This is a genomic window from Rhodanobacter sp. Soil772, assembly GCF_001428385.1.
In the GTDB taxonomy this organism is placed as follows: Bacteria; Pseudomonadota; Gammaproteobacteria; order Xanthomonadales; family Rhodanobacteraceae; genus Rhodanobacter.
Genome location: NZ_LMSK01000001.1, coordinates 117620 through 136353, shown reverse-complemented (window position 1 = coordinate 136353; position 18734 = coordinate 117620). Strand labels below are relative to the sequence as shown.

At 63.5% G+C, this 18734-nt stretch carries 18 protein-coding genes; 10 read left to right on the top strand and 8 right to left on the bottom strand.

All coding sequences use genetic code 11. The features are described from left to right. Window positions 1-588, top strand: a complete 588-nt coding sequence (pnuC, locus tag ASG75_RS00730) for a nicotinamide riboside transporter PnuC (protein ID WP_056384802.1) — start codon at window positions 1-3, stop codon at window positions 586-588. Window positions 589-654: 66 nt separating this feature from the next. On the opposite strand, the gene ASG75_RS00725 is transcribed toward pnuC, so the two are convergent. Further along, entirely contained in the window at window positions 655-2352 is a 1698-nt protein-coding gene (locus ASG75_RS00725) for a hypothetical protein (RefSeq protein ID WP_056384800.1), read from the bottom strand. Between the two features lie 27 nt (window positions 2353-2379). On the opposite strand from ASG75_RS00725, the gene ASG75_RS16110 reads away from it, so the two are divergent. Together ASG75_RS16110 and ASG75_RS16105 are read left to right on the top strand one after the other, a co-directional pair. After that, entirely contained in the window at window positions 2380-2532 is a 153-nt protein-coding gene (locus tag ASG75_RS16110) for a hypothetical protein (RefSeq protein WP_157616859.1), read from the top strand. Between the two features lie 330 nt (window positions 2533-2862). Next, window positions 2863-3093, top strand: a complete 231-nt coding sequence (locus ASG75_RS16105; RefSeq protein ID WP_157616858.1) for a hypothetical protein — start codon at window positions 2863-2865, stop codon at window positions 3091-3093. A 97-nt stretch (window positions 3094-3190) separates the two neighbouring features. On the opposite strand, the gene ASG75_RS00720 is transcribed toward ASG75_RS16105, so the two are convergent. Further along, window positions 3191-3589 (bottom strand): hypothetical protein, encoded by a 399-nt coding sequence (locus tag ASG75_RS00720; protein WP_056384798.1) that lies wholly within the window; start codon window positions 3587-3589, stop codon window positions 3191-3193. Window positions 3590-3669: 80 nt separating this feature from the next. Further along, complete coding sequence (locus tag ASG75_RS00715; protein ID WP_235580120.1) at window positions 3670-6003, bottom strand: toll/interleukin-1 receptor domain-containing protein; 2334 nt, start codon at window positions 6001-6003, stop codon at window positions 3670-3672. 204 nt (window positions 6004-6207) lie between these two features. Here ASG75_RS00715 and ASG75_RS00710 point away from each other — a divergent pair, with 204 nt between their 5' ends. Beyond that, the gene (locus ASG75_RS00710) at window positions 6208-6828 is read left to right on the top strand and encodes a DUF4124 domain-containing protein (RefSeq protein WP_200935567.1); all 621 of its coding nucleotides are present in this window, start codon (window positions 6208-6210) and stop codon (window positions 6826-6828) included. Window positions 6829-6847: 19 nt separating this feature from the next. Here ASG75_RS00710 and ASG75_RS00705 read toward each other — a convergent pair whose 3' ends face one another. Further along, window positions 6848-7471, bottom strand: coding sequence for a phosphatase PAP2 family protein (locus ASG75_RS00705; protein ID WP_056384795.1), 624 nt, complete (start codon window positions 7469-7471; stop codon window positions 6848-6850). A gap of 261 nt (window positions 7472-7732) precedes the next feature. On the opposite strand from ASG75_RS00705, the gene ASG75_RS00700 reads away from it, so the two are divergent. Then, on the top strand, window positions 7733-8302 hold the full coding sequence (locus ASG75_RS00700) for a hypothetical protein (RefSeq protein WP_056384792.1): 570 nt from the start codon (window positions 7733-7735) through the stop codon (window positions 8300-8302). A gap of 274 nt (window positions 8303-8576) precedes the next feature. On the opposite strand, the gene ASG75_RS00695 is transcribed toward ASG75_RS00700, so the two are convergent. Beyond that, entirely contained in the window at window positions 8577-9236 is a 660-nt protein-coding gene (locus ASG75_RS00695; protein WP_200935566.1) for a TetR/AcrR family transcriptional regulator, read from the bottom strand. 165 nt (window positions 9237-9401) lie between these two features. Here ASG75_RS00695 and ASG75_RS00690 point away from each other — a divergent pair, with 165 nt between their 5' ends. Continuing rightward, window positions 9402-9902, top strand: a complete 501-nt coding sequence (locus ASG75_RS00690) for a hypothetical protein (protein ID WP_056386892.1) — start codon at window positions 9402-9404, stop codon at window positions 9900-9902. A 423-nt stretch (window positions 9903-10325) separates the two neighbouring features. Here ASG75_RS00690 and ASG75_RS00685 read toward each other — a convergent pair whose 3' ends face one another. Then, entirely contained in the window at window positions 10326-11015 is a 690-nt protein-coding gene (locus tag ASG75_RS00685; RefSeq protein WP_056384790.1) for a hypothetical protein, read from the bottom strand. Between the two features lie 89 nt (window positions 11016-11104). On the opposite strand from ASG75_RS00685, the gene ASG75_RS15795 reads away from it, so the two are divergent. Together ASG75_RS15795 and ASG75_RS16100 are read left to right on the top strand one after the other, a co-directional pair. Further along, window positions 11105-12058, top strand: a complete 954-nt coding sequence (locus ASG75_RS15795) for an HNH endonuclease (protein ID WP_082547450.1) — start codon at window positions 11105-11107, stop codon at window positions 12056-12058. A 106-nt stretch (window positions 12059-12164) separates the two neighbouring features. Beyond that, window positions 12165-13385: a hypothetical protein gene (locus ASG75_RS16100; RefSeq protein WP_157616857.1), complete on the top strand. Its 1221-nt coding sequence runs from the start codon at window positions 12165-12167 to the stop codon at window positions 13383-13385. A gap of 599 nt (window positions 13386-13984) precedes the next feature. Here ASG75_RS16100 and htpG read toward each other — a convergent pair. Together htpG and htpX are read right to left on the bottom strand one after the other, a co-directional pair. After that, the gene (htpG, locus tag ASG75_RS00665) at window positions 13985-15856 is read right to left on the bottom strand and encodes a molecular chaperone HtpG (RefSeq protein WP_056386890.1); all 1872 of its coding nucleotides are present in this window, start codon (window positions 15854-15856) and stop codon (window positions 13985-13987) included. A gap of 139 nt (window positions 15857-15995) precedes the next feature. Then, window positions 15996-16898 carry a protease HtpX gene (gene htpX / locus ASG75_RS00660; protein WP_056384782.1) on the bottom strand — a complete coding sequence of 301 codons (903 nt, stop codon included), beginning with the start codon at window positions 16896-16898 and terminating at the stop codon, window positions 15996-15998. A 106-nt stretch (window positions 16899-17004) separates the two neighbouring features. On the opposite strand from htpX, the gene gluQRS reads away from it, so the two are divergent. Together gluQRS and phbB are read left to right on the top strand one after the other, a co-directional pair. Then, on the top strand, window positions 17005-17868 hold the full coding sequence (gene gluQRS, locus ASG75_RS00655) for a tRNA glutamyl-Q(34) synthetase GluQRS (protein ID WP_056384780.1): 864 nt from the start codon (window positions 17005-17007) through the stop codon (window positions 17866-17868). Between the two features lie 111 nt (window positions 17869-17979). Beyond that, entirely contained in the window at window positions 17980-18720 is a 741-nt protein-coding gene (gene phbB, locus ASG75_RS00650; protein WP_056384778.1) for an acetoacetyl-CoA reductase, read from the top strand. Window positions 18721-18734 lie beyond the last annotated feature (14 nt).

The window sequence follows — 18734 nt, the reverse complement described above, 5'->3', positions numbered from 1 at the left end:
ATGACCTGGGTCGAACTCATCGCCGCGCTGGTCAGCGCCTGGGGCGTCTGGCTCACCACCCGCCGGCGCCCGTGGTGCTGGCCGGTGGGATTGATCTCGGTGCTGGTCTACGCGTGGGTATTCGTCCACGCGAAGCTCTACTCCGACGCTCTGCTGCAGCTGGCGTTCGCGCTGCTGATCGGCTACGGCTGGTACCGCTGGCTGCAGCACATGGGCGAGGACGGCCGCGTGGAAGTGGCCGCGCTGCCGCGACGGCAAGCGATCGTGCACCTGGCGATCGGCAGCCTCGGCGCGCTGGCGCTGGGCGCGTTCATGCACTACCGCACCGACGCCGCCCTGCCCTGGCTGGACGCGGCACTCACCGCCTTCAGCCTGGTCGCGCAATGGTGGCAGGCCAAGCGGCACGTCGCCGCGTGGTGGCTGTGGATCGTGGTGGACGTGATCTACGTGGGCGAATACGTCTACAAGCACCTGCTGATCACGTCGGTGCTGTATGTGGGGTTCGTGGCACTGGCGGTGATCGGCCTGCGCGCATGGCGACGCGTGAACAAGGCGCCCACGCCACCTCTCCCCATCCCACCTCGCTGAAGCTGGCCGTACCGCGACATCGCTCCCCGGAAGCCCTCCACTCGGGCGCCCGCCAAGCCGGAACGATCAGAGCTTGCTGTGCTCCACCTGGCGTTCGCGCTGCATCAGCGTCCATTCGGCGTGTTCGGTGAGTGCCGCGTCGCCGAGCGAAAGCAGGATCTGTCGCTGCAGCACGGGATCGTGCGTGCGGTCCAATGCCGCGCGTGCGTTGGCGAAGATGCGCTGCATGAAGCGGTACTGTCTGATCAATTCCTTGTCGGCCTTGCGGTAGGCGTAAGCCTCGCGCACGGCGGCGATGATCGATAGCACCGCCATGACCATCACCAGGGTGGTCTTGGTTTCCTGCGACAGCTTGAGCACGAATACGGCGAGGAACACGCTGATCGCCACGCCGCCCCACAGGCTGAGCGAGCCGATCGCTTCGGTCACATGGTGCAGGCCGGTGCGCTCGATGGTCTTGCGCTCGTAGTAATGAAGCTGCCCGGACTTTCCCGATTCCCCCACCCACTCCGCAATGACGTCCGCCAGCGCAGTCGGTGGGGACGCCGCCACACCGACCACCACGTCGAGACCGGCGGCACGCATGACGTTGCGGATCCAGCCCAGCTCGATGTTCTGCTTCTGCAGGAAGTTGTCATGCGCGAACTCGTGGTCGGCATTCGCCGAGATGCCCGCCCGTCGCCAGTACGACTGGATCCGCAAGCCCTCCGCCAGCGCGCGGTAATCCAGATACTTGCGGTGCCAGCCGCGATACCGGGCCAGCGCCGCCACCGCGCCGCCGCTGGCGAACAGGAACAGGAACAGGTAGATCAGGAAGTTCTGCGCGGGCATGTGCGCATAGAACGTGAAGGCGATGCCCATCAAGGCCGCCAGCGTGTAAGTCAGGCGCATGGCCAGCAGTACCCGCCGCTGGAAATGCATCGCCAGCCAGTCGGCGGCATGGAACAGCCGATCGATCGCCGCGGTGTCGCGCGTTCCGGCGGCCGGTTGCGCGGGCGCGGCCGCCTCGATCTCGTCGGCGTATTTGTCGCACTCGCGATTGAACTCGACCATGCGCGCGAACATCACCCGGAAATCCGCCGGCAGGCTATCGGCGGCGGAAGCCGTGTCAGCGGTACGCCATAGCGCCTGCAAAGGCAGTAGCCCGGCAGCCGGCGCTCCATCGAGCCCGTCGCGCGAACAGATGATGTGATAGAGCAGGCTCTCGTCGCCACCGCCCAGCACGTGGCGCGTATCCCGGCGACGGTCGATCAGGCCCGGCATGCTGCCGCTCAGATGGTATTTCACGATCTGCGCGGTGCCGCCGAGCCGGCCCGATTCTTTGCCGTCCCAGATCGCCAACAGGACATGGCAGTGGCTGGCGATATACACGCCGGCCTTGGCGTATTGACGATCGCGCGCGAGGCCCGGCGTGCCGAGATCAAGCAGCGACTGTGCCTTCGGCAACGGCAGCGGCAGCGGCACGATCTCGGCCTGAGCGCACAGCGCGTCGAAACTGGCGCGCACCGCCGGGTCGGCAAAGTCGTCCACGTACAGTTCCCGCGGCAACGGCAACGGCGCGACCAGGCGCGCACCGGCGGCGAGCGCCTCGTGCGCCACCAACTGGTCGCCGCCCTCGGCCAACGCAGACAGCACCACCAGCGGCAGCTCGGGGAAATCGCGCCGAAGTTGCGCCAGGAAATCCCGCACGCGCTGCCGGATCGGCTCGATCTCGTCGGCGGGGATGTTGCGATGGCTGGTGACGCCGATGACCAGGGGAGTCATGTGGCTTCCGGGCGATGAATGGTCACGATGGACAGGTCACGCACAGCTTCACAAACCCATGCTCCGGAAAAAGCCATGCGGCTGCTTTCTCACGAAACCGCACGAATTCTGCTGGATGCCTGGAGTGGTGTTGGCGCCGACGCGACCTACCTGTTTTTTATCATCGGTTCGGTGGCTTGATTCGGAGTTGGCGTTCTTGTCAGCTCGGATTCCAGATCGGGTTCGCTGTTTGCCCCGTCATTCTCGTTCTCGACTGGTAGAGGCGCAGCCGTGGTGTTCTGATTTTCAGTATTGGTCTTTGACATGACGGTCTCCAGAGTGGTTGAAGTAAATGGGTGCTAGCCGTGTCTGCGTCCTTAGCTTTGTTTCGATGCCGTGTAGGGCTTCAGTTGGCAAGAGAGAAGAGACGGTTGAGATGCGACGCTGATCAGCGTCGCAGAGCCATACGGCGGATGGCGGATGGCGGGCCGCAGTCTTGGACAAGGCTTGCGGCCCGCGCAGTCTTGCTAATTGTTTTTGATCGATGGGTTCGTACTTGTTTCGGTAGACACGCAACTCTGGCTGCCAATCGCGCAAGCGAACCAGTTGCTGATGGCAGCCGTAAACGAGCCCGAGGAACTCGTGATCGGCGTACTGGCACTGGCAAGTACCGAAGTCGCCGCCAAGGCGACGCCCAGAACCACAGACAATACAATGCGCTTCATGATTTCATCCTCACATTGTGCGGCGATGCCGCGTTGAACATCGATGGCTTTCAGTACAACGAATCGGGTTTCCTTGTTATCCGCTCATGGCGCACCTCCTTGGGTTCGATGGCTGATCCAGGTGTAAGCAGGTATCAACGATTTTTGATCGTCGGATCCGTGGTCTGCTCCGTGATGGATGTCTTCTTCGACTGATAGGGCACATTGCCGATCGTGGCGCTCAGCTGATAGATCCAGTCTCCCGCCGTGCTGGCGCTGTTGTTGAGGTCGCTCATGGTTATTTCGTTGCCGTTCGGACTCAGCGTTGGGGGCCCGAAGATACCTGCGGGTGGCGGCGTGCCGACCCAGGCGAAACCAGGTTCCGGATCGCTTTGCGTATTGAACGATCCCGAGGCCGCATTGCCGGTCAGCTGCCAGGTGATGGTTTGCGCGTTGGGACTACGGCTGACGTGGTTCGCGCCGTTACTCTGGTCGATATCGAGATACGGCGGGGTCGTGCTCGTGTCGAGCGTGACATGGAGATTGTTCGGCATGATGGATTCCTTGGTGATGAGGGTTTGATCCGACACCGCACTTGCCGGTGTTGCCTGTCCCCTGTTCGTTGCGCCCGGCCTTACTGGCGGGTGCTGGTGTCGGTTGCCGCCAGCAGTTTTTGCTGGAATGCCGCATTGACCGGATAGTCGATCCGCGCGTGCAGCAGCACGGCCAGCAGCGCCGCATCGCGGTAGCCGCTGCCCCACAGTTGCCGGATCACAACCTGCGCCTCGGCTTTCATGCCCAGCGCCAGCAGCGCCTCGACCTGCAACGCCCGCAGACGCGGATCGTCGCCGCCGCTTTTCACCGCCTGCATCGCGTTCAAGGCATCGCTGCGCAGTTGCCGAGTGGCCCGCGCGTCATCGGATACCGCCGCGAGCAAAAGCTGCGCTCCTGCCGTCGCCAGCAGGGTGGCGCGGTCGTCGGGCTGCTTGACGAACAAGGGGGCGAGGATGGCCAGTGCAGCCTGCGCCTGCCTGCGCGCTGCGTCGGTTTGGCCGGACGCCTGTGATTGCGCAGCTTGCTCAAGCTGCGCCTCGGCGAACTCGCGCTGCCTGCCGACGTTCGCCGGATCCTGTTTCGTCAAGGCAAGGAAAATGGCCAGCGACTGCGCATTCAGCGCCTGAGCCGCGGGCAGATCACCGTTCAGGCGCCGCAGCCGGCCCGTTTGCGAGGCATACAGTGCCAGATCATCCTGGAAGCTGGTGTTGTTCGGATCAACCTTCGTCAATTGCGTGGCGATGTCGACAGCCTGCTGCAGGTCGCGCATGCCCGTATCGATGTCGCCGGTCAGGGCCAGCGTGCGCCCCAGAATGGCGCGAACCGTAAGCATGTTCTCGCGCTGGTCGTTGTTCTGCGGATCGCGTGCGGAAAGTGTGGTCTCGATTGCGTCATCGGCAGCGTATTCGGCGATGGCCGTCGCAAGGTCGCCGCGCATCAGGGCCAGCTTGCCAAGATTGTTGTGTGCAACACCCAATTTCACCGCCCACTCGGTCTTGTCGGGCTTGACCGCCACCAGCCTCTGGGACAGCGTCAGCATGCGGCGGTATGGGACGATTGCCTCGTCCAGCCGGCCGCGTGCTTCGAGCACATGACCGATATTGTTGTCGATTATTGCCAGCTCATACTGCAACGGCAGATTGTCCGCGGCCCCCGGCTTGGCCCGCTGCAGAACGGTTTGAGCTGATTCAAAACTCCGTTGCGCGGCGTCGAGCTGCCCCTGATACCAGTGGGTCATGCCGACGAAGGCCAGGACCTGCGCATACGCGAGCTGTCGCGTGGTGTCGGCGGGAGCCTTCTCGGCCAGCGTGGCCGCGAGCTTCGAGGACGCTTGATACGACTCCATCGCCGCCGGCAGATGCCCCTGATCCAGCCGCACACTGCCGATCTTCTCCAGCGCCTTGGCGCGCTGCGTTAGTGCTTCATCGGTGACATCGGTAATCGGTAGTGACTGGAAATAGCTCATCGCCTGGTCGTCAACTGTCTCCAGGATGTCCAGGCGCGATACTTGCCGTAGCTTGTCGTTGAGATCGCCCAGCATGAAATCGACCAGGCCCTCGGCCTGCTTCTGCCGGCGCTCGGCGGCCTGGCTGGCGACCACCGCGGCGTGGCGGGCGATCATGGCGGTGATCGCCAAAGTGGTGGTCGCCGCCATCACGATCAGCGCCAGCGTGGCCAGCGCGGCCATGCGCCGGGCGCGTCGCTGCAGCTCGCGCCGCTTCAGCGCATCGAAGCCGAGGTCGAGCATGCCGGCGATCAGCTTCAGCTTGGCGTTGGCCTTGCCGTCCTTGCCCGCGCGCGCGTCGGCGGCGATCGGCTCGGTGCGCTCGTGGCTCAACGCACCGTCGGCGCCAAGCCGACGACGCAGCGCCGGCGCGAAACATTCCTCGGCGGCGCGGCCGGGCAGCTCGCTGGCGTCGGGTTCACCATCGACGATCAGGCAGAAGATGCGCTCGCTGCGGCCGAGCCGCTTGAACGCCAGCACTTCCTCGTTGACCCAGTGCGAAGTCGCCGAGTTCGGCGAGCAGATCACCAGCAGGTTGGCCGATTGCGCCAATGCCTCGTTGACCTTGCGGCCGAGATCGGTGGCACTGGCCAGCTCGTCGCGATCGCGGAAGATCGGCGCGAGGCGGGCGGGGATCTCGCCGAACGCCGTCGCCTGGCCGACCAGGCGCTTCGGAACCGCATAGGTTTCCAGCGCCCGATGCAGCCAGCCCGCCCAGGTTTTGTCCCGGTGGCTGTAGCTGATGAAGGCGCGGTACCGGAATACCGGCACCGCGGAAGCTTGCGTCATGACGCATTGGCTCCCGCACGAGGTGACGCATTCCCTTGCCGGGAAGTCCCCATCCACTCGACCTGACCCCGGGCGCCAGCCAGTCAGGACACTCCAGCAGGCACCCGTGACGCGGGACAATAGCACCAGAAATGTGACGCAAGTCACATTTTCGAAGGTTTGGCAGCGATTCCGAGGCTACGAACAGCGCGATTGCCCCTCCGGCACGCCGGCAGGCAAACCGCGGTATTCCGCTGGTCAAACCGCCAGGCCGCACGCTTGGTGGCTTTCCGTTCCGGACCCATGGGTGCAGGCGACGCCGGCCGGATGCAGAATGTGGCCACCATGAAAAGCCTGACGATGGGAATCCGCTTCTCGGCTGCCGCCCTGCTGCTGGCCGCAGTGGGAACGGCCGGCGCGCAGAACATCTACAAATGCACGCAGGGCGGGCAAGTCGCCTACACCGACCACCCCTGCCCGGGCGGCAACGGCGAGTTGCTGCACCAGGCCGACGACACCGAGGTCATCGACCGCTACCTGCGCCTGGGCCAGGACGACCTGGCGAAGCGCTATGCGGATTCACGCCATCTCGAAACGCTCTACCAGCAGCGCCTCGACGCCCGCCAGCAGGCGCTGGACGACAAGGCCCAGCGCCAGGCCGACGAAGCCTACGCGGCGGAACAGCGCGCCGAGGAAACGCGGCAGCAGACGCTGGCCGACCAGGCCGCGGAGCGCGACCGGCTGCAGGCCGAGAACGAGGCGCTGCGCCAGCAGAACGACGCCTACCAGGATCAGCTGAACCAGCCGGTCTACAACGCCCCGCCCGCCTACTGGGTCGCCCCGCCGTACCGGAACCGCCATCGCGACCGCGATCACGACGGCGACCACGACCATCGCCCGCCGCCGTCGGACGAACCCGTCTTCCACCCGTGCAAGCAACTGGCTGGTGGCCGCACGCAGTGCTGAAGCTAGCGCCTGTCGCGCGTCACTTGAACCGATGGATGAAACCGACCCGGAAACCGCCGGGCAGCCAGCTGACGATCAGCGGCGAATCCCGGTGCGCCGCCCACAGGCCGACCCCGGTGCCGAGTGCGGCGCCGACCAGCACGTCGCTCTGCCAATGGCCATGCGTCTTCACCCGGGCCACCGCGTCGTAGGCCGGCAGCAGGGCCAGCGCATACACGGCCGGGTGGTCGCGGCCGTAGGTGACGATGAACGGCGTGACCGCCGCCGATATCGCCGCCACTTCCCCGCTGGGAAAACTCTCCGCGTGGCTGCCGCTGAAGAAGCGATCGGGGTTGTCGGTTTGCGAAGGCCGCTCGCGCTGGAACGTGTATTTCATCGCCTCGGCACCGACGCTGGTGATCACCATGGCATCCACCGAGCGCCAGAACGTATCGCCCAGCTGGTCGTTGTCGCCGAAGACCAGGGCGCCGCCGACGACCGTGGTGATCGTGCCGTAGATCAGCACGTCCTGGTTGGAACGTTTCCAGATGCCGCTGTCGTCGTAGTGGACGCGGTGGTCGATGCCGAACGGGCCGCCTCCCGCATGGGCAGCGCCCGAAACCAGGATGGCGGCGGCGCACAGCCAGAATCGCAAAGCAGGCATCTCGCGGCTCCCACATGGCAGGCAGCGCCTGTCTTCCTGCCCGCAAGCTACGCCGCCCAGCTTTCGCTCCGCTTATGGAAACGGGCCGGATAGGCATCGAAGCCCGGCGCATCGCAGGCCTGGCGGCGGCTTGCCAGAGGCAACCACGACCTCCTTTCCGGTTGACGCAGCAGCACCGCGCGAGGACAGTTGGAACACGGGACAGAGGCACCATGCGGGACGTCCCACAACGCGGTTCCGTGATGCTCCAAGGAGGTCACCATGAAACGGTTCCAAACCACCCTGCTTTTCGGAATGCTGTCGGTCGCGGCAAGCGCGGCCCTGGCTTCTTCGGGCTCGATCAACGAATTCAGACCCAAGGTCATGCCGGTGCTGGTGCAGGTGAACGCCCACGGCAAGGTCACCGACGCCTCGCCGGCGATGGAACTCTCGCCGCGACTGCGCCGCCTGCTGCTGCAGAACCTGGATGAAATAATCGTCGGGCCGGCGACCGACCATGGGCGCCCCGTGTCCAGCCAGTTCGTCGCCAACATGGTCCTGCAGTCCACACCTCGCAAGGAAGGTGACTACGATGTCCAGTTCGCCCTCGCATCAAGCTCGCCCGTGCCTTCGGGGTCCTGGTATTGGGTCCATATCGATGGCCACCGGCTGGTGCTGGCAAACAGGAACTCCTTCCATCGCGAAACACGGATCCCATTCAACGACAACCGGAGAATGGACCGGTCCTCGAACCCCATGAACTATCGGTCCGCACCGACTCCGCCCATTCAAAACACTACCCGCAGCGCACCCAGCCCTGCACCCGCACGCACCACCGGGCGCGAGCGGTAAACCGGCCAGGACGAAAGCCGCCTGCTCCCGGGCGGCTCTTGCCGGAAGCGGAACGTGACGGCCCCGGCATCATTCACTTGTTCGAGGGCTGGCTACGCCCGCATCCCGACAACGGCACCCCGGTGCCCGTCCTCGAACCCTGGCGGCAAAGCTTCAGCGGCCCGTTCCTGCACGGCTCCGGCCGCCGTCACCGGCCCTCACCACGGCGCGCGTTCGTGGACTTCATCCGCGAGAGCCGATTCACGCTGAAGACACTGCGCTCCCTTGAGCCTCTTCAGCCGCGGCTCTGCCTTCTTGGGCGAGCCGGGCTTTTCGGCTCGGGGTAGAGAGACAGGAAATCCTCGGCGGCTTTTCTGACCCGACGATCAATTTCCGCCGCGCCCGGCGCTTCGCGTATGCGCAGCAGAATGCTCACCATCAGGTCGCCCCACAGCAACGCGAGGTAACGGTTGCCCATGTCGCTCGGGTCACCCGCACCGATCAGTCCGGCAGACTGCGCCTCCACCAGAATGTCGCGGACCACGGTTCGGATTGACTGGCGAGCAGCCTCCAGCGTCACGGCCACCTCGGGCGCACGCTGCGCCTCCACAATGGCCAGCCGGAAGACGGCCATCACGGCGGGATGGCTCACCTCGCGCAGTGCGGTCGCGCCAAGCCTGGAGAGCATGGCCGCAAGCTCTTCGCGACTGGATGGTGGCGGCAGCAGGCTTGGAAACTGCATGCGCCCTGCCCGATCGGCGATGCATGCGGAAAGCATGGCTTGCTTGTTGCCGAACAAGGCGTACAGCTCGCGCTTCGACACCTGAGCGCGCGTCGCGATCTTCAGCGTGCTCGCCTCGACGTAGCCATGCTCCATGAATGTCTCCATGGCGGCGTGCAGGATCCGTTCGCGCAGCGGCTGCGGACCGGATTCGACGTTTACCTGCTTCTTCACGAAGACCCCCTTGCATTGGTACCGACAGGTACCGTAGCATGAGCGCACCGGTACCAGCCGGTACCAATCAACCCAACAGCCACGCTGGAGGGCCGCATGGCGTGCGCATCCTCTATCGCACGCCATGGCCCAAGCCGTGGCAACCAACCGTTGATGGGAGTCCCCATGCCGCCGGCAAACATCTTCACCATGCAACTCGTCCTGGGCTATATCGCCTGGCTGCTCTGCTTTCGCGCGTACATCTGGCCGCGCCTCAAATCGATGGATCGGATCGAAGCGCAGCGGGCCATCGCGACCTTGCACAGCTTTCGATTCTTCGGACTCGTCTTTGTGGTCCCCGGCGTCGTCGGCCCTCACCTGCCGAGTGCCTTTGCCACATTCGCCGCCTACGGCGACCTGGCAACCGGGCTGCTCGCCATCCTCGCGCTACTCGCCGTGAAGACGGGACCACTCTTCTGGCTGTTCGTCGTCGCCTTCAATGTCGTAGGCATAGGCGACCTTTCCCTGGATTATTTCCACGCCATTCGGGCCAACCTTCCCGCGATGGCCGGAGAGCTCGGCGCCGCCTACGCGATCCCGATCATCTATGTCCCGCTACTGATGATCACGCACATCGCCGCGCTCTACATGCTGGTGCGCCCTCCGGCCCGGCACGCGTCGGTATAGGCCGAACCAGCCCAGGCAATTTCCGCAACCGCCACAGGAAAAGTCCGATGCGCCGAGCTTGTTGCCCGGCGCATCGGTGAAAAAGCTCCGCGCGTCGAGAAAATAGCCTGGCCGGCCGAGTAAATAACTCGGCGCGCCGAACAGGTGAACTCGGCACGCCGGGGAAAAAGCGGGAACCGCCGAGCTCGTTGCTCGGCGATCCGGGAAAAAAGCTCCGCACGCCGAGTAAAAAGCTCGGCCGGCCGAGCAAATAACCCGGAGCGCCGAGCTGGTGACCTCGGCGCTCCGAGAAAAAAGCTCGGGTTACCGGGCAATTTGCCTGGCCAGCCGAGAAAATTTCTCAGGGTGCCTGGGAAAAGGGGCGGCGGGGCGAGTCCAGCGTCCAAAACGCCGGAAGATCGGCAGGACAACCCCGGTATTTCCTCACTCGTCGCAAGTCGCCTCGATCAGCAACGCCTCGTAGGCATCCCAGCGCGTGCCCAGCCCCACCGCCCACCATGAAAGGAGGTAGGTAAGGAATAGTGCCCATAGCAGCAGACCGCCCAGCATGTGTACCTGTCCAAACGCCTGCCAGTCACCAAACCGCCAGTCCTTGAACTGCACGTAGAGAATCGCCAGCAATGGCAGGATGCCCAGTCGCTGCACGCTACCGGTGACGAGCCCCAAGCGATACACAAGCGACGACTTGCGCGTGCTCAAGTAGCGTAGTCGACGCGCAAGTTCGGCCCTCGGGAAGCGCCTCACGGCGGCCACCAACTCGCGCCATTGGTCATAGTCGCGATCCAATTCGCGAGATAACTTGTCGTGTTTGCGATGGAACGTGCGCCACTCGCGTCGTACAAAACAAACCATGCTGACTCCCAACGCGATCAGAGGGAGCACTGTGCATGCTGCGAGGACGATAACTGCTACCTGAGACTTCGCGAATTGGGTCGCAAGCAACAACGGCATCCACGACACCATCGTCGTCCCAAAGGCCAAACGTTCCACGATGCCCGGCTTGTCATCCCCGACATCCTTGACGTACTGGTCGATCTTTTTCTCGATCAGTGCATAGGTAAGTGATTCGTTCGTCATTGGCGTCCCTGCAGGCGATTTCAGCAACTCCATCATCGCGCAATGCCCGGCGTACAGCGAGGGCGCGACACGCTATTCCCTGCTCGCTCGCTCCTTTTCGGCTAACCTGGTGCAAGGGGTACGAAATGGCTTACTGGTGGGTCAACCACAAACAGACTCGCGACCACGAAGTTCGTGGCGGCTACCTGTGGTCGCCCTACCGAAACACGAACGGCGCCTTCAACCAGACCTACGAAAACATGAAGCTCGTAAGTCCGGGGGATATCGTGTTCTCGTATGCTCATGGTCGCATCGGTGCCGTGGGCCGTGTCACCGAAGCCGCCTCACCCAGTCCCAAGCCGATCGAATTTGGCAATGTGGGCGACTACTGGGCACACGAAGGCAGGTTTGTAAAAGTCGCTTATCAAGACACACGCCGTCCGTTACGCCCGAAGGAACACATCGACGCCATCGGTCCAATGCTTCCCAATCGCTACTCTCCTTTGCAGAAAAACGGGGACGGCAATCAAGGCTGCTACCTGGCCGGCATCTCCGATGCGCTCGGCCACGTGCTGATGGCGCTGTTGGGCATGGATCAAGTGCGTGAGTTTGATCAATTGCCTCGCTACGTGATCAACCAAGAGCCCAATGCGCAAGTATTGAACGACATTCAACGTATCGAGTCCGACACGTCCATTCCGGAAACCCAACGCCTACAGCTCACCAGAGCCCGGATAGGTCAAGGCGTTTTCCGGACACGCGTGATTTTGCTCGACAAGGCGTGTCGCGTCACCGGCGTCACTGACACTCGTCTGCTGATCGCCAGCCATATCAAACCTTGGCGCGAAGCCAACAACGCCGAACGCCTCAGCGGTTACAACGGCCTGCTGCTATCTCCGCATGTCGACGCACTGTTCGACGAGCAGTTCATCAGCTTTGAAGATAGCGGGCGGATGCTGGTGCATTCGTCGCTGTCGCGCGACGTGCTTGAACGGTGGTCGATTGATCCATCGAAGCAGGTTGAGCGGTTTCGACCAGAGCAGACTACGTTCCTCGCGCACCACCGGGAGCTTTTCGCCCGAAAGGCGACATCCGGTTAGCAACTCGAAAAGTTCACACTGACCTTTGTGTCAGCCCCGCACTCTTTGAAGCCATGGCTCTCATCGAGAGCTATCATTGCGCCACGCCAATCAAGGGAGAGGCCCAATGTCGCGATGGACGGACCAGTTCAAGGATCACCCATTTAAGGGGGTTTGGCAGTCGGTCAAGGAAACATCAGCACAAGTCATCTTGCCCGATGAAGCGGGCATCAGCGATGCGGAAGAACTTTCACGCCTGAGAAAGTTAATCGTTTACCTTGACGCAATGCTTGATGGTGCTGATCCGGAACTGATAAGCAGTGATGCATTTGGAGGCTTGCATAACGGAGCTCGGGCAATCCTTGGAGAGATTCAAGCTTATATCAGCAACAAAAATATTGGGCATGTGCGGAATGCCAACGCCCAGGCGGATGCCCTTGCGGACCTTTTTCACAAATATGTGGGGGGACCAATCACCCAAAAAACGGCCGCAGCGGCTAAGGCTGTTGCTGCCGCCGCGGACTCGCTTAGCAAATACGTTTCTGACTGGCACAACCGAACCAGTCAACTGGTCGGTCGCTTGGACGAGCAAGTAAAAGAAGTTGCACGGCATTCCGTAAGAGCTAACGAGGCAGTCGATAAACTCGATCAGCGCTTGGCCGCGCTTGAAACCCAACTTCAGACTCAGCTGGCGGGATTCAACACTGCATTTCAAACCAGCGAATCGTCACGCGCTGAACGATATGACAAATGGATGGAAGCTCAACAATCGAAGGTGGATGAACAATTCACTTTAGTTGCAGCGAAACATGCAACTGGCCTTGTAGTTCTTGGGGGCTACCAAGATCAGGCTGGAAAGGTTCTCGGTTCTGTCGTGGATACGTCCCAAGCAGGTGCATACGCCACTTACGCATCCGAGGAAAAGAAAAACGCAAACACCTACAGACGCCTTGCTATCAGCATGATGGCTGTCGCCGCACTGGTCCTCTTTCTTCCGGAAATCGGGCATTTTGCTCAAACGCTCAACGGATACACCGTCGACTGGCAAAAGGCCTTATACCGCCTTCCCTTTTCCCTCATTCTCTTTGCCCCAGCCGTCTATCTCGCTAGGGAGTCGAGCAAACATCGAAACAACGAAGTGGTCAATCGTCGGCGGCAGCATATCCTTACTACGATTGGTCCATATCTCGCCCTCCTCGATGTGAAGAAAGCCGAGGAAATTAAAGCCGAGGTGGCTAAAAGCATCTTCGCGGACACACTTCCGATTGGTGGCGACAAGGCAGGAGAAACAGGGAATGTTCTTGCCCAGATTTCAAACCTCGTCACCACACTCATGAAGAACCGCTAGGAAGGTCCTCGCTGTACCGTAAACCGTCACCGGGGTCAGCCCCTTTCTATTCGGGCTCTTCGGATTCTTTCTCGTTCATCGTCACACATTGAGGGGCCGAGTTGACCAACCGGCAGACCTACTGAGTGTGGGCCAGGATGGCCCGCCGCTCTACCCAGGGCCCCTGTGCGGCGGTGAGTCGGGGTCGACAGGCCACGCAGCGGGAGTCGACAGGGATGTCGACTCCTTTTCGCACGGGCAGGATGCCCGTTCGAAAAGCCCGGCCCCGGCTCACGGACTTGCCGCCCATGGAAGGGCGGCAAGCGCCAAGCGGGGTGGCCTTCTCTTTGGGTTACTTTTCTCTTGGCCACGCAAGAGAAAAGTGACTCGGGCGCTGAAAGCGTACGAAAGCTCTTGGCTCTGATGCCGAGGTGAAGAAATGCAGATGCGATTCCTGCCTTCGCAGGAATGACGAGTGGGGAGAATGTGGCGAGAGCCGAACCCTCACCCCAACCCTCTCACCCACAAGGGGACTCCCTTCGGTCGCCAGAGGGAGAGGGAGCAAAGAAAAAGCCCGCCGAGTAGGCGGGCCTTTTCACATCAGCAAGGCGCCCCGCGCCTCACCCCAGCAACACCCGATTCATCCGCTGCACGAACGCCGACGGATCCGGCAACTGCGCACCCACCGCAATCTCTGCCTGCTCCAGCAACAGGGTGGCCAGATCCTTCGCCTTCGCCTCGTCCGCTTCCGCCTCGACGCGCTTCAGCAATGCGTGCTGCGGGTTGATCTCCAGCGTGGGCTTGCTCTCGGGCATGTCCTGGCCGGCTTCGCGCAGCAGGCGGGCCAGGTGCGGGGCCATTTCGTAGTCGCTGAGGGCCAGGCATGAGGGCGAGTCGGTGAGGCGGGCGGAGACTTTCACCTCGCCCACGCGGTCGCCGAGCAGGTCCTTCAGCTTCTTGAGCAACGGCTCGGCTTCTTTCGTCGCCTCTTCCTGCTTCTTCTTGTCGGCCTCGTCCAGCGGCACGTCGCCTTTGGCGACGCTCTTGAGCTTCTTGCCGTCGTATTCGCTCAAGCTGCCGATCATCCACTCGTCGATGCGGTCGGACATCAGCAGCACTTCGATGTCCTTGGCCTTGAACGCCTCCAGTTGCGGGCTGCCGAAGGCGGCGGCGTAGCTGTCGGCGGTGATGTACCAGATCGCGTCCTGGCCAACGGCCATGCGGCCGATGTAATCGTCCAGCGAGGTGGTCTGGTTGGTGCCGTCACCCTTGGTGCTGGCAAAGCGCAGCAGCTTGGCGATGCGCTCGCGGTTGTTGGCGTCTTCGCTGATGCCTTCCTTGAGCGTGTTGCCGAACGCCTTGTAGAAGGTGGTGAACTTCTCCGGCTCGTCCTTCGCCAGCTTCTCGATCAGGTCGAGCACGCGCTTGACGCAGGCAGCCTTGATGCGCTCGAGTTGGCGGTTGTGCTGCAGGATTTCGCGGCTGACGTTGAGTGGCAGGTCGTCGGCGTCGACCACACCGCGCACGAAGCGCAGGTAGTTCGGCAGCAGCTCTTCGGCGGCATCCATGATGAAGACGCGCTTGATGTAGAGCTTCAGCCCCTTGCGTTCGTCGCGGCCGCCCATCATCAGGTCGAACGGCGGCTGCGCGGGGATGTACAGCAAGGTGGTGAAGCTCTGGCTGCCTTCGACGCGGTTGTGCGTCCACGCCAATGCGTCGTTGAAATCGTGGCCTAGCGACTTGTAGAAGCTCTGGTAGTCCGCGTCGCTGATCTCCGACTTCGGCTTGGTCCACAGCGCCGAGGCGGCGTTGATGGTCTCGAACTCGTCGGTGGGTTTGCCGTCCTTCTCGGTCGGCATGCGGATCGGAAACGCCACGTGGTCGGAGTAGCGGGTGATCAGCGCGCGCAGTTGCCAGCGGCTGAGGAACTCGTCCTCGTCGGCCTTCAGGTGCAGGATCACGGCGGTGCCGCGCTCGGCCAGCTCGGCCGGCTCCAGCGAGTACTCGCCCTTGCCGTCGCTCTCCCACTTCACGCCCTCGCCCGCCGGCGCGTCGGCGCGGCGGCTCAGCACGGTGACCTTGTCGGCGACCACGAAGGCGGAGTAGAAGCCCACGCCGAACTGGCCGATCAGGCGCGCATCGGCCTTCTGCTCGCCCGACATCGCCTCCAGGAAACGGCGCGTGCCGGAGCTGGCGATGGTGCCGATGTTGGCCACCACCTCGTCGCGGTTCATGCCGACGCCGTTGTCGCGGATGGTGACGGTGCGCGCGTCCGGATCCCAGCTCACGTCGATGTGCAGCTCGCTGTCGCCGGCCATCAGCTCGGGGTTGGCGATCGACTCGAAACGCAGCTTGTCGCAGGCGTCGGAGGCGTTGGAGATCAGCTCGCGCAGGAAGATCTCCTTGTGCGAGTACAGCGAGTGCGTGACCAGGTGCAGGACCTGGGCGACTTCGGCTTCGAACTTGCGGGTTTCGGCGACGGGTGCGTTCATGCGTGGATGTTCCGTTGATGCGTTGATGTCTTTGATCGTCATTCCGGCGAAGGCCGGAATCGCACTTGCACCTTTGCGTCATCGTGCCGGAAGTGCGATTCCGGCCTTCGCCGGAATGACGGACTTGAAAGTGTACGGTTTAACCTGCCTGGCTGGCGTTCTGCAGCGCGGCGATCCGCTCCTCCAGCGGCGGATGGCTCATGAACAGGCGCTTGAAGCCGTCGGCCAGCGGGCCGGAGATGCCGAACGCGGCGATCGTGCTCGGCAGTGTACTTTCGCCGTGGTTGCCTTGCAGCCGCTGCAGCGCGGAGATCATCGCACCGCGGCCGGCGAACTGCGCGCCCGCCGTGTCGGCGCGGAACTCGCGCCAGCGCGAGAACGCGGCCACGATGATCGAGGCGAACAGGCCGAACACCACCTGCAGCACCATCACCACCACGAAGTAACCCATGCCGGTGCCGCCTTCGCGGTTGTCGCGGCCGCCCGACATCCAGCTGTCGACCAGCCGGCCCACGATGCGCGCAGCCAGGATCACCAGCGTGTTCAACACGCCCTGGATCAGGGTCAGGGTGACCATGTCGCCGTTCGCGACGTGGCCGATCTCGTGGCCGAGCACGGCGCTGACCTGCTCGCGGTTCATCTGCTGCAGCAGGCCGGAACTGACCGCCACCAGCGAGCTGTTCTTCGTCATGCCGGTGGCGAACGCGTTCATTTCCGGCGCGTCGTAGATCGCTACCTCGGGCATGCCGATGCCGGCGGCCTGCGCGTGGCGGCGCACGGTGTCGACCAGCCAGCGCTCGGTCTCGTTCTGCGGCTGCTCGATCACCCGCGCGCCGGTGGACCACTTGGCGATCATCTTGGACATCGCCAGCGAAATGAACGCGCCGCCCATGCCGAATACGGCGGCGTAGGCCAGCAGGCCGCCCATGCCGCCGTAGCCGCGGGCGGCGGCCATCTGGTCGATGCCGAACAGGTGGCAAACGATGCTCAGCAGGAGCAGGACGGCAAGGTTTGTACCAATGAATAATGCGATGCGACGCATGGCTGTCTCTCTATCGTGGCAGTCATGAAGGGGACTGGGGTGGGTTGGGAATTCGGGGCGACGGCCGGCGCTTTCAAGGGTTCGGCACGGCATCTAAGATGCGCCGATGAGCTATCGCGGCCGCTTCGCCCCCTCGCCCACCGGATACCTGCACTTCGGCTCGCTGGTCGCCGCGGTGGGCAGCTGGCTATGCGCGCGGCATGCCGGCGGCGAGTGGCTGCTGCGGATGGAAGACATCGACCCGCCGCGCGAGGTTCCCGGCTCGGCGGCGAGCATCCTGGCCGCGCTGCCGGCGTTCGGCCTGGTCGCCGACGCGCCGGCGCTGTTCCAGTCGCAGCGCAGCGCGGCGTACGAGGCAGCGTTCGAACAATTGCGCGCGGCGCAGCAGGTGTTCCCGTGCTGGTGCAGCCGCAGCGAGCTGGCCGGCAACGGCGGCATCCATCGCGACGGTCACTGCGTTGCGTCGCCGCAGCCGGATCAACCGCCGGCCTGGCGGTTGCGCGTGCCGGATATCGCCATCGCATTCGACGACGCGCTGCAAGGCCCGCAGCGGCAGAACCTGCGCGACGAGGTGGGCGACTTCGTGATCCGCCGGGTCGAGGGTTTCTATTCCTACCAGCTCGCCTGCGTGGTCGACGACGCCTACCAGGGCATCACCGAGGTGGTGCGCGGGCAGGACCTGCTCGACTCCACCGCGCGGCAGATCTGGCTGCAACGCTGCCTGGGCCTGCCCACGCCGGCTTATCGCCACCTGCCGCTGGTGCTGGATGGCGAGGGGCTCAAGCTGTCCAAGTCCGAACAAGCCTTCCCGGTCGACCCGGCCGACCCGTTGCCGGCGCTGCGGCGGGCGCTGGCGTTCCTGCGGCTGCCGCCTTCGGGCGCAACAAGTGTGGGCGACCTGCTGACACGGGCACTGGCGAATTTCGATCCGGCCGCTTTGCCGCACTGCAGCGGTCACTCTCTCGCCTGAAACGCTATAAATGTGCGGACGCACCGGCTCGCACGGCAACGGCTGCAACATCGGCTTGCCATGCTTCGGCGCGACAGCCCTCCGCTACACCTGCACAGGAGATTCAAGGATATGACTCAGCGCACGGCATTGGTCACAGGCGGCACTGGTGGCATCGGCAGCGCGATCGTTCGCTACCTCGCCGGACAGGGACATCGGGTGGCCACCAATTATCGCGACCCGGACAAGGCCGAAGCCTGGCGCAAGGCGATGGCGGCGGACGGCATCGAGGTGTGCATGGTGCAGGGCGACGTCTGCGACCCGGTCGCCTGCGAAGCGATGATCCGCGCGATCGAGGCCAAGTGCGGGCCGGTCGACATCCTGGTCAACAACGCCGGCATCACCCGCGACACCACCTTCCACAAGATGACCTACGAGCAGTGGACCGACGTGGTGAACACCAACTTGAACGCCTGCTTCAACGTCACCCGCCCGGTGATCGAAGGCATGCGCGCGCGCAAGTGGGGCCGCATCGTGCAGATCAGCTCGATCAACGGCCAGAAGGGCCAGTACGGCCAGGCCAACTACGCCGCGGCGAAGGCCGGCATGCACGGCTTCACCATCTCGCTGGCGCAGGAGAACGCGAAGTTCGGCATCACCGTGAACACCGTGTCGCCCGGCTACGTCGGTACCGACATGGTGATGGCGGTGCCCGAGGAAGTGCGCGAGAAGATCGTGGCGCAGATCCCGGTGGGCCGCCTCGGCCGGCCGGACGAAATCGCCCACGCGGTGGCGTTCTTCACCGGCGACCAGGCCAGCTGGATCACCGGCGCGAACCTGGCGATCAACGGCGGACACTACATGGGCTGGTAAGGCCGCATAACCGA